Origin of the sequence: Pantoea sp. VS1, assembly GCF_002207995.1 — a bacterium.
Taxonomy (GTDB): domain Bacteria; phylum Pseudomonadota; class Gammaproteobacteria; order Enterobacterales; family Enterobacteriaceae; genus Pantoea; species Pantoea dispersa.
The window spans coordinates 61,255-72,951 of record NZ_NHZE01000096.1; the positions used below are offsets into that span (position 1 = coordinate 61,255).

The following is an 11,697-nucleotide window of genomic DNA, read 5'->3' on the forward strand; positions in this document are numbered from 1 at the left end:
AAGCGAATGAGGTATTGAGCGTGATGGAGATATCCAGACATCCGACCACTGTCTATCAGGCGGTTGCCGCCCAGCTGGAGCAGGCGCTGCAGGAGCGCTATCGCTGCGGCGATTATCTGCCGTCAGAACAGCAGCTGGCCGATCACTATGCCGTCAATCGCCACACGCTGCGCCGGGCCGTGGATGAGCTGGTGAACAAAGGCCTGCTGCAGCGGCGCCATGGCGTCGGCATCCTGGTACTGATGCGCCCGTACGACTACCCGCTGCATGCCCAGGCGCGCTTTAGCCAGAACCTGCTGGAGCAGGGCAGTCATCCCACCAGCGAACGGCTGCTGGCGGTACTGCGTCCGGCCAGCAGCGACGTGGCCGCCGCGCTGGGCAGTGACGAGGGCGCCAGCGTCATTCACTTACGCACTCTGCGCCGCGTCAACGGCGTGCCGGTGTGCGTGATTAATCACTATCTGGCCGACCTGCGCTGGTGGCCGGCGCTGCAGACGTTCCAGCACGGTTCCCTGCACGACTTCATGCAGCAGCAGCTCGGCCTGCAGCTGAGCCGCCGTCAGACCCGCATCAGTACCCGCCGCGCACAGGCCAAAGAGTGCAAACAGCTGGAGATTACGCTGCACGCGCCGCTGCTGTGCGTGCGCACCCTGAATACACAGCCGGACGGTCAGGTGGCGGAGTACTCCGTCAGCCTGACGCGTGGCGACATGATTGAACTCACTCTGGAGCACCAATGAAACAGCAAACCGCCCGTCAGCACTGGCTTTCGGTGCTGGCGCACAGTGAAGCCAGCGCGCTGGCCAGCCACTGGCAGTCGCTACAGCTTACACCCGCCTTCGAGCGCCTGCGCCCGGCGGAAACCGGTTTAACCCGTCTGCAGGCGCGCATGGGCGGCAGCGGGAAACGCTTCGTCATGGGCGATGCCACCGTCACCCGTGCGGTGATCAGACTGCACGACGGCACGCTGGGTTTTAGCTATGTGCTGGGGCGCGATAAGGCGCATGCCGAACGCTGCGCGCTGATTGATGCGCTGCTGCAACAGCCGGAAACCCAGGCGCTGCTGCAGGAAAAAATTATTGCCCCGCTGGCGGCACTGCGTGAAGAGCAGCGCCAGCTGCGCGCGCGGGAAATCGCCAGCTCCAAAGTGGATTTCTTTACGCTGGTTCGCGGAGATAACGAATGACATTACTGGCAAGTTTTAACCATCCGGTTGCCGACGCCCAGCGCGCCTTCCGCCGCATTCTCAAAGCGATGAGCGAGCCGGGCGTGATGGTCTCGCTGCCGCTGGCGCAGGGCTGGGGCGATCTCTCCCCGGCCGCAACGGCGGTGCTGCTGACGCTGGTCGATCAGGAGAGCGCGCTGTGGCTGGATCGCCGCGTGGACAGCGATATCGTGCGCAGCAACCTGCGCTTTCACACCGGCGTACCGATTGTCGATGAGCGCGATGCCCCATTTGCGCTGACCCACGCGGCGGCCAATCCCGATCCCACCTGCTTCGCCGCCGGTGACAATCTGTCCCCTGAGAAGAGCACCACGCTGATTGTCGAAGTGCCGTCGCTCAACGGCGGGCTGACGCTGCGCCTCTCCGGGCCCGGCCTGCGTGAGCCGCGCGCCATCGCGCCGCAGCTGCCGGCCGCCATTCTGACCTATCTGCGTGAGCGCCCGCATCCGTTCCCGCAGGGGGTGGATCTGATTTTCACCTGCGGTGAAGCGATGATGGCGCTGCCACGCACCACCGATGTGGAGGTGTGCTGATGTATGTAGCCGTGAAAGGGGGCGAAAAGGCGATTGCCAGCGCCCATCAGCTGCAGGCCGATCTGCGCCGTGGCGATCGCAGCGTCGCGGAGCTGGGCTGCGATCAGGTGGCGCAACAGCTAGGGCTGGCGGTGGACCGGGTGATGACCGAAGGCGGCATCTTTGACACACAGCTGGCGGCCTTAGCCATCAAACAGGCCAGTGGTGATTTGGTCGAGGCGATTTTCCTGCTGCGCGCCTACCGCACCACGCTGCCGCGCCTCGCGGACAGCCTGGCGCTGGAAACCGCGGAAATGCGCATCGAGCGCCGCATCTCGGCAGTTTACAAAGATCTGCCCGGTGGCCAGGTGCTGGGCCCGACCTATGACTACAGCCACCGCCTGCTGGATTTTACCCTGCTGGCCAACGGCGAAACGCCGGCCGCCGCGCGTGACGATCAGGCGCTGGCGCAGCGTTGCCCGCATGTGTTCAGCATGATGACGCGTGAAGGGCTGGCAGCGCGTGAAGAGGATGACGGCAGCGAGCCGTGTGACATCACGCGCCAGCCGCCCGGTTATCCGGCGTCACGCGCCGCCCGCTTACAGCAGCTGGTGCGCGGCGACGAGGGTTTTTTGCTGGCGCTTGGCTATTCGACCCAGCGCGGCTATGGCCGCAACCATCCGTTTGCCGGTGAAATCCGCACCGGCTATCTCAGCGTGTCGATCTGCCCCGAAGAGCTGGGTTTTGAGATTGAAATTGGCGAGATCCTGCTGACCGAATGCGAAATGGTCAACGGCTTCACCACCCAGGGCGACAGCGCGCCGCACTTTACCCGCGGCTATGGTCTGGTGTTCGGACGCGCAGAGCGTAAGGCGATGGCGATGGCGCTGGTGGACCGTGCGCTGCAGGCACCCGAGTATCAGGAGCGCATTGCCGGGCCGGCGCAGGACGAAGAGTTCGTGCTGTCGCACGCCGATAACGTCGAAGCCGCCGGCTTTGTCTCGCATCTGAAACTGCCGCACTACGTGGATTTCCAGGCGGAGCTGGAGCTGCTGCAGCGGCTGCGCCAACAGCATCAGGAGCAGAATGATGAGTGAGTTGACCGGCTACAACAACGGCTACCTGGATGAGCAGACCAAACGCACCATCCGCCGCGCCATTCTGAAAGCGGTCGCGATCCCTGGTTATCAGGTGCCGTTTGCCGGCCGCGAAATGCCGATGCCGTATGGCTGGGGCACCGGCGGCATTCAGATCACTGCCAGCATTATTGGCGACAGCGACGTGCTGAAAGTGATCGATCAGGGTGCAGATGACACCACCAACGCGGTCTCTATCCGGCGCTTCTTCCAGCGCGTCAGCGGGGCGGCAACCACCGAAGCCACCAAAGACGCCACGCTGATCCAGACGCGGCACCGCATTCCGGAGACGCCGCTTGAAGAGGATCAGGTGCTGATTTTTCAGGTGCCGATCCCGGAGCCGCTGCGCTTTATTGAGCCGCGTGAGACGGAAACCCGCACCATGCACGCGCTGGAGGAGTACGGCATCATGCAGGTCAAGCTGTATGAAGATATTGCCCGCTACGGCCATATCGCCACCACCTATGCCTATCCGGTGAAGATTAACGATCGCTACGTGATGGATCCGTCGCCGATTCCCAAATTCGACAACCCGAAGATGCACATGATGCCGGCACTGCAGCTGTTTGGTGCCGGACGTGAAAAACGCATTTATGCGCTGCCGCCCTACACCAAAGTGGAAAGTCTTGATTTCGACGATCACCCGTTCAGCGTGCAGAGCTGGGAACAACCCTGTGCGCTGTGCGGTTCGCGCCACAGCTATCTCGACGAAGTGGTGATGGATGATGCCGGTACGCGCATGTTTGTCTGCTCCGATACTGATTTTTGCCACCAGCAGCAGGAACAACAGCATGGACAGTGAACAGCCGCTGCTCGCGGTCAATAACCTGACGCACCTCTACGCGCCGGGCAAAGGTTTTGAAGACGTCAGTTTTGCGCTCTATCCCGGAGAGGTGCTGGGGATTGTCGGTGAGTCCGGCTCGGGGAAAACCACGCTGCTGCGCAGCCTGTCGGCGCGTCTGGCGCCCCAGCAGGGCAACATTCTTTATCGCGGCCGCGATCTGTATCAGCTCAGCGAGAGCGAGCGCCGGCGCTTACTGCGCACCGAGTGGGGCGTGGTGCATCAGCATCCGCTGGATGGCCTGCGTCCGCAGGTGACGGCGGGCGGCAATATTGGTGAGCGTCTGATGGCGATTGGACAGCGTCATTACGGCGACATCCGCAACGAGGCGCTGCGCTGGCTGCAGGACGTCGAAATCCCGGCCAACCGCATCGACGATCTGCCCACCACCTTTTCCGGCGGCATGCAGCAGCGTTTGCAGATTGCGCGCAACCTGGTGACGCAGCCGACGCTGGTGTTTATGGATGAGCCGACCGGCGGGCTGGATGTCTCGGTGCAGGCGCGCCTGCTGGATCTGCTGCGCACGCTGGTACGCGAACTGAATCTGGCGGTGATTATCGTCACCCACGATCTCGGCGTCGCGCGTCTGCTGGCGCACCGCCTGCTGGTAATGAAGCAGGGCAAAGTGGTGGAGAGCGGGCTCACCGACCGGGTGCTCGACGATCCGCACCATCCGTACACCCAGCTGCTGGTTTCATCGGTGCTGGCATAGAACACGCTGGCGGTGCGCATTAATGCGCACTACTCACGAGGTGTGCACCAATCGTAGCGGCGCAATTTATTGCGCTCAGTTGAACACCGAGCGTTGCTGCTAAATGCGCGATAAATCGCGCCGCTACGGTTACGTGCGGCTGCACGAATCATTATCAGGACATCAACATGCAACCCATTTTGCGCGTAGAAAATCTCAGCAAAACCTTTGTGCTGCACAACCAGAACAGCGCCGAGCTGCCGGTGCTGCAGCACGCCAGCCTTGAGGTGGCCGCCGGCGAATGCGTGGTGCTGCACGGACGCTCCGGCAGTGGTAAATCCACGCTGCTGCGTGCGCTGTACGGTAACTATCAGGCCAACAGCGGCCACATCTGGCTGCAGCATCACGGCCAGTGGGTCGATCTGGCACAGGCACCGGCGCGTCAGATGCTGGCGATCCGCCGTGACACCGTCGGCTGGGTCAGCCAGTTTCTGCGCGTGATTCCGCGCGTACCGACGCTGGAGATCGTCATGCAGCCGCTGCTGGAGCGCGGCGTCGAACGCGCCCGCTGTGAACAGCGCGCCCGCGAACTGCTGACGCGTCTTAACGTGCCGCAGCGCCTGTGGTCGCTGGCCCCCTCGACCTTCTCCGGCGGGGAACAGCAGCGCGTCAACATCGCACGCGGCTTTATCGCTGACTATCCGGTGCTGCTGCTGGATGAACCCACGGCGTCACTCGATAGCGCTAACAGCGCGGCGGTGGTGGATCTGATTGAACAGGCGCGCGCCCGCGGCGCCGCTATCGTAGGTATTTTCCATGACGAAGCGGTGCGCGCCCGGGTGGCCGACCGCCTGCACGTCATGCAGCCGCTGCACACAGGAGAACAGGCATGATCGTGAATAATGTCCGGCTGGTGCTGGAAAATGAGGTCGTCAGCGGATCGCTGGAGATGCGCGGCGACCGGATCGCCAGCTTCAGCGACAGCGGCAGTCAGCAGCCGGGCGCGCTTGACGGCGGGAACGCGTTTTTGCTGCCGGGGCTGGTCGAGCTGCATACCGACAACCTCGATAAATTCTTTACGCCACGGCCCAAAGTCGACTGGCCGGCGCATTCGGCGATGAGCAGTCACGATGCACTGATGGTCGCCAGCGGCATCACTACGGTGCTGGACGCCATCGGCGTCGGTGACGTGCGCGACGGCGGTCATCGCCTTGAAAACCTGAGCAAAATGATTACGGCGATTCAGGACAGCAACCGCAAGGGCATTAACCGCGCCGACCACCAGCTGCACCTGCGCTGTGAGCTGCCGCACCACACCACGCTGCCGCTGTTTGAAGCGCTGATGAGCACCCCGGAGCTGTCGCTGGTGTCGCTGATGGATCATTCACCCGGCCAGCGCCAGTATGCGTCGCTGGAGATGTATCGTACCTACTATCAGGGCAAATATCAGCTCAACGATGAGCAGATGGATCAGTTTGAGCGCGAACAGCTGGCGCTGGCGGCCGAATTCTCCACGCCGAACCGCAACGCCATCGCTGGCCTGTGCCAGGCGCGCGGTATTCCGGTTGCCAGCCACGATGATGCCACGGCGGCGCACGTCGTGGAGTCACACGCGGTAGGCAGCGCCATTGCCGAGTTTCCCACCACGCTGGAAGCGGCTCGCGCCTCGCGCGACTGCGGCATGCGGGTGCTGATGGGCGCGCCCAACATTGTGCGCGGCGGATCGCACTCCGGCAATGTCGCGGCGTGGCAGCTGGCCAGCCACGGCCTGCTGGACATCCTCTCGTCGGATTACTATCCGGCCAGCCTGCTGGATGCGGTATTCCGCCTGGTGGCCGACGAGCGTAATGCGCTGACGCTACCGCAGGCGGCGGCGCTGGTCACGCGCAACCCGGCACAGGCGATTGGCCTGCACGATCGCGGCACGATTGCGGAAGGGCTGCGCGCCGACCTGGTGCTGGCACACACCGATCACGGTCATGTGCACATTCGCCACGTCTGGTCACAGGGCAGGCTGGTGTTCTGATGGCGCGCCTCATCTGGCTGACCGGGCCCTCGGGCTCGGGTAAAGACAGCCTGCTGAACGCGCTGCGCGAGGCGCCGCCGGACAAGCTGGTGATCGCCCATCGCTATATCACGCGGCCGGCCGATGCCGGCGGTGAAAACCACGTGGCGCTGAGCGAAGCCGAATTCCGCCGGCGGGAAGCGCTCGGCCTGTTCGCCATCAGCTGGCGCGCACACGGCCTGAGCTACGCGCTCGGCGAGGAGATTGACCACTGGCTGGCACGCGGTCTTAACGTGCTGGTCAACGGTTCACGTCTGCATCTGCCAGTCGTACGCCAGCACTACGGCGAGCAGCTGCTGCCGCTGGTACTGCAGGTCTCGCCGGCCGTGCTGGCTGCACGGCTGCGCCAGCGCGGGCGCGAAAGTGAAGCCGACATTCAGCGACGGCTGGCGCGTGCGGCAGAACTGCTGCCTGCCCACTGCCACGCGCTCAACAACGACGGCGCGCTGATCGACACGCTCCATCAGCTGCGCCAGTTACTGGAGCATCCGCCATGAATCTGACCTTTCTCGGTACGGGCGGCGTGCAGGCCGCGCCGCTGTTCGGCTGCGACTGTCGCGCCTGTGAACGCGCCCGGCAGCAGCCGCGCTATGCGCGTCACGCCACCAGCGCGCTGATCGACACCGGCCGCGAGCGCATCCTGCTCGATGCCGGTCTGCCCGATCTGCATCAGCGCTTCCAGCCCGGTGAGTTGAGCCGCATTCTGCTGACGCATTTCCACATGGATCACGTGGCCGGCCTGTTCAGCCTGCGCTGGGGCCGGGGCGCGCCGATTCCGGTGTGGGCGCCGCCGGATGAAAAGGGCTGCGACGATCTGTTTAAGCATCCCGGCCTGCTGGCGTTTCGCCCGGCGCTGACGCCTTTTGTCGCGCACAGCTTCGGCAGCCTGCAGGTGACGGCGCTGCCACTGCAGCATTCGCGGCTGACTTACGGCTACCTGTTCGACTGGCATGGCACGCGGCTGGCGTGGCTGTGCGACACCTGTGGTTTGCCACCGGACACCGCCGATTTCCTGCAGGGCCAGCCGCTCGATCAGCTGGTGATCGATTGCAACGATGCGCCGCGCGCCGCGGTGGGTAATCACAACGACGTCACCCGCGCACTGCACATCGTGGCCCGGCTGGCTCCGCGCCAGGCATGGCTGGTGCACCTGTCACATGAGATGGATAACTGGTTGCTGGACAATGGGTTACCGGAAAACGTCAGCGTACCGTTCGACGGCCAGCAGATTGCTGTTGGTTTGCGCGACGCTGTCACCGTTTAATCATGGTTCTGTCATCAGACCTTCATCGCCAGTGTCCGTAATAACGGGCAATCAACACCTCAGAAGAGATGGAGCGCAACATGGCACAGGCACTACTCAAAACCGTCGTCGACAATGCACATCCTGCCCAGCGCCATGGCGACAAAGTGCTGTCGGTACAGGGGCTGTGCAAAGCCTTCGGTGATAACCGCGTGCTGGATGATGTCAGTTTCGATCTGCATGCGGGCGAGCTGGTAGCGGTAATCGGCCGCTCGGGCGCAGGCAAATCGACCCTGCTGCATATGCTGAACGGCACCATTGCCAGCAGCGAAGGCGCGATTCTCAGTATGCGTCACGGCGAGGCGGACCGCGATGTGGTGACGCTCAACAGCCGGCAGATGCGCGAGTGGCGCAGCGAGTGCGGCATGATCTTTCAGGACTTCTGCCTGGTGCCGCGCCTCGACGTGCTGACTAACGTGCTGCTGGGCCGGCTCAGCCAGACCTCAACGCTGAAATCCTTTTTCAAAATCTTTTCCGACACCGACCGTGCGCAGGCGATTGAACTGCTGCAGTGGATGAACATGCTGCCGCAGGCGCTGCAGCGGGCGGAGAATCTGTCCGGCGGCCAGATGCAGCGCGTCGCCATCTGCCGCGCGCTGATGCAGCGCCCGAAAATCCTGCTGGCCGACGAGCCGGTGGCCTCGCTCGATCCCAAAAATACCAAACGCATCATGGATGTGCTGCGCCAGGTGAGCGAGCAGGGCATCAGCGTGATGGTCAACCTGCACTCGATTGAACTGGTGCAGCAGTATTGCACCCGGGTGATCGGCATCCAGCGCGGCAAAGTGCTGTTTGACGGCCATCCTGCTCAGTTGACCGACAGCCTGCTGCATGCGCTGTACGGCGACGAAATTAACCAGCTCCACTAACTCCCACGGCAAGAGAAAATCTCACAATGAAACTGACTGCTTTAGCTTTACTGACAGGCGCTCTGATGGCTTTTGGCGTTAACGCAGCGGATGCACCGAAACAGCTGAACCTGGGAATTCTGGGCGGGCAGAACGCCACCCAGCAGATTGGCGATAACCAGTGTGTGAAAACCTTCTTCGACAAAGAGCTGGGCGTGGATACGCAGCTGCGCAACTCGTCTGACTATGCCGGCGTGATTCAGGGGCTGCTGGGCAACAAGATCGATATGGTGCTGAGCATGTCGCCGGCGTCTTACGCCTCGGTCTATCTGCAAAACCCGAAGGCCGTGGATATCGTCGGTATCGTGGTGGACGACAAAGATGGCTCGAAAGGCTACCACTCGGTGGTGATCGTTAAAGCCGACAGCCCGTATAAGAAGCTGGAAGATCTGAAAGGTAAATCGTTTGGCATGGCCGATCCGGATTCCACCTCCGGCTTCCTGATGCCGAATCAGGCCTTTAAGAAAGAGTTTGGCGGTACGGTGGATGATAAGTACAACAACACTTTCTCCAGCGTGACGTTTTCCGGTGGCCACGAGCAAGACATCCTCGGCGTGCTGAATGGCCAGTTCGACGGCGCGGTGACCTGGACGTCGCTGATTGGCGATTACAACAGTGGTTATACCTCGGGGGCCTTTGGTCGTCTGATTCGTATGGATCACCCGGATCTGATGAAGCAGATCCGCATCATCTGGCAGTCACCGCTGATTCCTAACGGCCCGATTCTGGTGAGTAATAACCTGCCCGCTGACTTCAAAGCGAAAGTGGTGGCCGCGATCAAAAAGCTGGATAAAGAAGATCACAGCTGCTTTGTTAAAGCGGTGGGCGGTGCCCAGCACATCGGCGCCGCCAGCGTCGCGGATTACCAGAATATTATCGATATGAAGCGCGACCTGATGAAGGGTGCACGCGGGTAACGAGCGGGTGGTTCCGTGCGGTATTTCCCTCACCCTAGCCCTCTCCCGGGGGGAGAGGGGGCCGCACGAGCTACCGGACAATTCCCTCGCCGCTGGTATGGAGAGGGGGCCGCACGAGCCTGCATCATTCTGCCGGACAATTCCCTCTCCCGCTGGCGGGAGAGGGTTAGGGTGAGGGCAATCCCTCGCCATCAACAAAGGATCTCTCCCTTGACCGATTTCGAACACTACTACCAACGTATTCGCCGCCAGCAAAAGCGCGACACGCTGCTGTGGTCGCTGCTGCTGGTGGCGCTCTATCTCGCGGCCGGCAATGTGGCGGAATTCAACCTGGTCACGGTCTGGCAATCGCTGCCTCACTTCTTTGACTACATCGGCGCGACGCTGCCGGTGCTGCACCTGCCGCTGCTGTTCGCGGACGTCAAAACCGAAGGTTCGCTGGCTTACTGGGGCTATCGTCTGCACTTTCAGCTGCCGCTGATCTGGGAAACCCTGCAGCTGGCGCTGTCCTCCACCCTGATTGCGGTGCTGATCGCCGCCGTGCTGGCGTTTTTCGCCGCTGATAACACCCAGACGCCGCGCAGCCTGCGCATGGCGATTCGCGCCTTTGTTGCCTTCCTGCGCACCATGCCGGAACTCGCGTGGGCGGTAATGTTCGTGATGGCGTTCGGCATCGGTGCCATCCCCGGCTTTCTGGCGCTGGCGCTGCACACCATCGGCAGTCTGACCAAACTGTTCTACGAATCAATCGAGAGCGCCTCCGACAAACCGGTGCGCGGTCTCGCCGCCTGTGGTGCCAGCAAGCTGCAGCGTATGCGTTTCGCCTTCTGGCCGCAGGTGAAACCGACCTTTCTCTCCTACAGCTTTATGCGGCTGGAAATTAACTTCCGCTCCTCCACCATCCTCGGGCTGGTGGGCGCGGGCGGCATCGGTCAGGAGCTGATGACCAACATCAAACTGGATCGCTACGATCAGGTCAGCATGACGCTGTTGCTGATCATCGTGGTGGTGTCGCTGCTGGATACGCTATCCGGCTGGCTGCGCCGTCGTGTGGTTGAAGGAGACGTAAAATGATCGCCTTAGCGCCCGACGTGGCGAAACTGAAACAGCAGCATGCTGCACTGTTTGCCGCGCAAAACCGTTATCTGCGGCGCATCGCGCTGATTGCGCTGGCGCTGGTGCTCTACTATCTGTTCTTCTTCAGCGTGTTTGGCATCGACTGGCAGCGCTTTGTCATCGGCTGCCAGCAGCTCGGACGCTATTTCCTGCGCATGTTCGTCTGGCAGGATTTCGTCAACTGGCCGTTTGGCTACTATTTCTCGCAGGTCGGCATCACGCTGGCTATCGTGTTTGCCGGCACGCTCACCGCCACCGTCATCGCGCTGCCGGTCTCCTTTCTGGCAGCGCGCAATGTGATGCACGATCCGCTGACGCGGCCAATATCGCTGCTGGTGCGCCGGCTGCTGGATGTGCTGCGCGGCATCGACATGGCCATCTGGGGATTGATCTTCGTGCGGGCGGTAGGCATGGGGCCGCTGGCCGGGGTGCTGGCGATTGTGATGCAGGACATCGGCCTGCTGGGCAAGCTGTATGCGGAAGGGCATGAAGCGGTTGAACGCTCACCCAGTCGCGGCCTGAGCGCAGTGGGGGCCAACAGCCTGCAAAAACACCGTTACGGCATTTTTACCCAATCGTTTCCCACCTTTCTCGCGCTGAGTCTGTATCAGATTGAGTCCAACACCCGCTCGGCGGCGGTGCTGGGCTTTGTCGGCGCCGGTGGCGTCGGGCTGGTCTACGCCGAAAACATGCGCCTGTGGAACTGGGATGTGGTGATGTTCCTCACCGTAATTCTGGTGGTGATGGTGATGGTGATGGACGCCATCTCCAGCCGGCTGCGTAAACGCTACATCACCGAAAAAGGGGTGCCGCTGTGGCAGCCTGCCGCGCGCGACTGAGCCGTTCACTGCGCTGCCAGGAGCGCTCCAGCGCCTGCACCAGCTGCGCCTGCTGCCAGGGTTTCGCCAGCCGTTCACACAGCGGCAGCGTCACCGGCGTCTGGCGCAGATCCTGACCGCTGATCAACAGGGTGGCCAGTTGTG

The 11,697-nt window shown here is 62.3% G+C and carries 15 protein-coding genes; 14 read left to right on the forward strand and 1 reads right to left on the reverse strand.

All coding sequences use genetic code 11. The annotated features are described in order from the left end of the window. The first annotated feature begins 23 nt into the window (after positions 1–23). The 14 genes from phnF (at position 24) to phnE (CBW22_RS24000) (ending at position 11,553) form a co-directional block, all read left to right on the forward strand. Positions 24–740 carry a phosphonate metabolism transcriptional regulator PhnF gene (phnF, locus tag CBW22_RS23935; protein WP_088518068.1) on the forward strand — a complete coding sequence of 239 codons (717 nt, stop codon included), beginning with the start codon at positions 24–26 and terminating at the stop codon, positions 738–740. Next, positions 737–1,186, forward strand: a complete 450-nt coding sequence (gene phnG, locus CBW22_RS23940) for a phosphonate C-P lyase system protein PhnG (protein WP_058757348.1) — start codon at positions 737–739, stop codon at positions 1,184–1,186. The genes phnF and phnG overlap by 4 nt, the downstream gene beginning before the upstream one ends. Next, positions 1,183–1,758: a phosphonate C-P lyase system protein PhnH gene (gene phnH / locus CBW22_RS23945; RefSeq protein ID WP_088518069.1), complete on the forward strand. Its 576-nt coding sequence runs from the start codon at positions 1,183–1,185 to the stop codon at positions 1,756–1,758. The genes phnG and phnH overlap by 4 nt, the downstream gene beginning before the upstream one ends. Then, positions 1,758–2,834 carry a carbon-phosphorus lyase complex subunit PhnI gene (locus tag CBW22_RS23950; RefSeq protein WP_021509798.1) on the forward strand — a complete coding sequence of 359 codons (1,077 nt, stop codon included), beginning with the start codon at positions 1,758–1,760 and terminating at the stop codon, positions 2,832–2,834. Before phnH ends, CBW22_RS23950 begins: the two co-directional genes overlap by 1 nt. Continuing rightward, positions 2,827–3,675, forward strand: a complete 849-nt coding sequence (locus CBW22_RS23955) for an alpha-D-ribose 1-methylphosphonate 5-phosphate C-P-lyase PhnJ (RefSeq protein ID WP_088518070.1) — start codon at positions 2,827–2,829, stop codon at positions 3,673–3,675. Before CBW22_RS23950 ends, CBW22_RS23955 begins: the two co-directional genes overlap by 8 nt. Then, complete coding sequence (gene phnK / locus CBW22_RS23960; protein WP_088518071.1) at positions 3,665–4,426, forward strand: phosphonate C-P lyase system protein PhnK; 762 nt, start codon at positions 3,665–3,667, stop codon at positions 4,424–4,426. Before CBW22_RS23955 ends, phnK begins: the two co-directional genes overlap by 11 nt. Before the next feature lie 167 nt (positions 4,427–4,593). After that, a complete protein-coding gene (gene phnL, locus CBW22_RS23965) occupies positions 4,594–5,298 on the forward strand; it encodes a phosphonate C-P lyase system protein PhnL (RefSeq protein ID WP_088518072.1) in 705 nt (234 codons plus the stop codon). Beyond that, entirely contained in the window at positions 5,295–6,431 is a 1,137-nt protein-coding gene (phnM, locus tag CBW22_RS23970) for an alpha-D-ribose 1-methylphosphonate 5-triphosphate diphosphatase (RefSeq protein ID WP_088518073.1), read from the forward strand. The genes phnL and phnM overlap by 4 nt, the downstream gene beginning before the upstream one ends. Further along, complete coding sequence (gene phnN / locus CBW22_RS23975; RefSeq protein WP_088518074.1) at positions 6,431–6,967, forward strand: ribose 1,5-bisphosphokinase; 537 nt, start codon at positions 6,431–6,433, stop codon at positions 6,965–6,967. The genes phnM and phnN overlap by 1 nt, the downstream gene beginning before the upstream one ends. Further along, complete coding sequence (phnP, locus tag CBW22_RS23980) at positions 6,964–7,734, forward strand: phosphonate metabolism protein PhnP (protein ID WP_088518075.1); 771 nt, start codon at positions 6,964–6,966, stop codon at positions 7,732–7,734. Before phnN ends, phnP begins: the two co-directional genes overlap by 4 nt. Positions 7,735–7,814: 80 nt before the next feature. Continuing rightward, positions 7,815–8,642 (forward strand): phosphonate ABC transporter ATP-binding protein, encoded by an 828-nt coding sequence (gene phnC, locus CBW22_RS23985; RefSeq protein ID WP_021509805.1) that lies wholly within the window; start codon positions 7,815–7,817, stop codon positions 8,640–8,642. A 26-nt stretch (positions 8,643–8,668) separates the two neighbouring features. Beyond that, positions 8,669–9,598: a phosphonate ABC transporter substrate-binding protein gene (gene phnD / locus CBW22_RS23990; protein WP_031280167.1), complete on the forward strand. Its 930-nt coding sequence runs from the start codon at positions 8,669–8,671 to the stop codon at positions 9,596–9,598. Between the two features lie 210 nt (positions 9,599–9,808). Next, a complete protein-coding gene (phnE, locus tag CBW22_RS23995) occupies positions 9,809–10,672 on the forward strand; it encodes a phosphonate ABC transporter, permease protein PhnE (RefSeq protein WP_058757354.1) in 864 nt (287 codons plus the stop codon). After that, positions 10,669–11,553 (forward strand): phosphonate ABC transporter, permease protein PhnE, encoded by an 885-nt coding sequence (phnE, locus tag CBW22_RS24000; RefSeq protein WP_088518076.1) that lies wholly within the window; start codon positions 10,669–10,671, stop codon positions 11,551–11,553. Before phnE (CBW22_RS23995) ends, phnE (CBW22_RS24000) begins: the two co-directional genes overlap by 4 nt. On the opposite strand, the gene CBW22_RS24005 is transcribed toward phnE (CBW22_RS24000), so the two are convergent. Next, a partial coding sequence (locus CBW22_RS24005) for a hypothetical protein (RefSeq protein WP_141097363.1) occupies positions 11,507–11,697 on the reverse strand: 191 nt, incomplete at its 5' end. The two genes, phnE (CBW22_RS24000) and CBW22_RS24005, sit on opposite strands and share 47 nt — an antisense overlap.

What these genes read in the sequence shown, in the direction of transcription:
- phnF (WP_088518068.1), top strand. Translation starts at nt 24, where the DNA reads ATGGAGATATCCAGACATCCGACCACTGTCTATCAGGCGGTTGCCGCC.
- phnG (WP_058757348.1), top strand. Translation starts at nt 737, where the DNA reads ATGAAACAGCAAACCGCCCGTCAGCACTGGCTTTCGGTGCTGGCGCAC.
- phnH (WP_088518069.1), top strand. Translation starts at nt 1,183, where the DNA reads ATGACATTACTGGCAAGTTTTAACCATCCGGTTGCCGACGCCCAGCGC.
- CBW22_RS23950 (WP_021509798.1), top strand. Translation starts at nt 1,758, where the DNA reads ATGTATGTAGCCGTGAAAGGGGGCGAAAAGGCGATTGCCAGCGCCCAT.
- CBW22_RS23955 (WP_088518070.1), top strand. Translation starts at nt 2,827, where the DNA reads ATGAGTGAGTTGACCGGCTACAACAACGGCTACCTGGATGAGCAGACC.
- phnK (WP_088518071.1), top strand. Translation starts at nt 3,665, where the DNA reads ATGGACAGTGAACAGCCGCTGCTCGCGGTCAATAACCTGACGCACCTC.
- phnL (WP_088518072.1), top strand. Translation starts at nt 4,594, where the DNA reads ATGCAACCCATTTTGCGCGTAGAAAATCTCAGCAAAACCTTTGTGCTG.
- phnM (WP_088518073.1), top strand. Translation starts at nt 5,295, where the DNA reads ATGATCGTGAATAATGTCCGGCTGGTGCTGGAAAATGAGGTCGTCAGC.
- phnN (WP_088518074.1), top strand. Translation starts at nt 6,431, where the DNA reads ATGGCGCGCCTCATCTGGCTGACCGGGCCCTCGGGCTCGGGTAAAGAC.
- phnP (WP_088518075.1), top strand. Translation starts at nt 6,964, where the DNA reads ATGAATCTGACCTTTCTCGGTACGGGCGGCGTGCAGGCCGCGCCGCTG.
- phnC (WP_021509805.1), top strand. Translation starts at nt 7,815, where the DNA reads ATGGCACAGGCACTACTCAAAACCGTCGTCGACAATGCACATCCTGCC.
- phnD (WP_031280167.1), top strand. Translation starts at nt 8,669, where the DNA reads ATGAAACTGACTGCTTTAGCTTTACTGACAGGCGCTCTGATGGCTTTT.
- phnE (WP_088518076.1), top strand. Translation starts at nt 10,669, where the DNA reads ATGATCGCCTTAGCGCCCGACGTGGCGAAACTGAAACAGCAGCATGCT.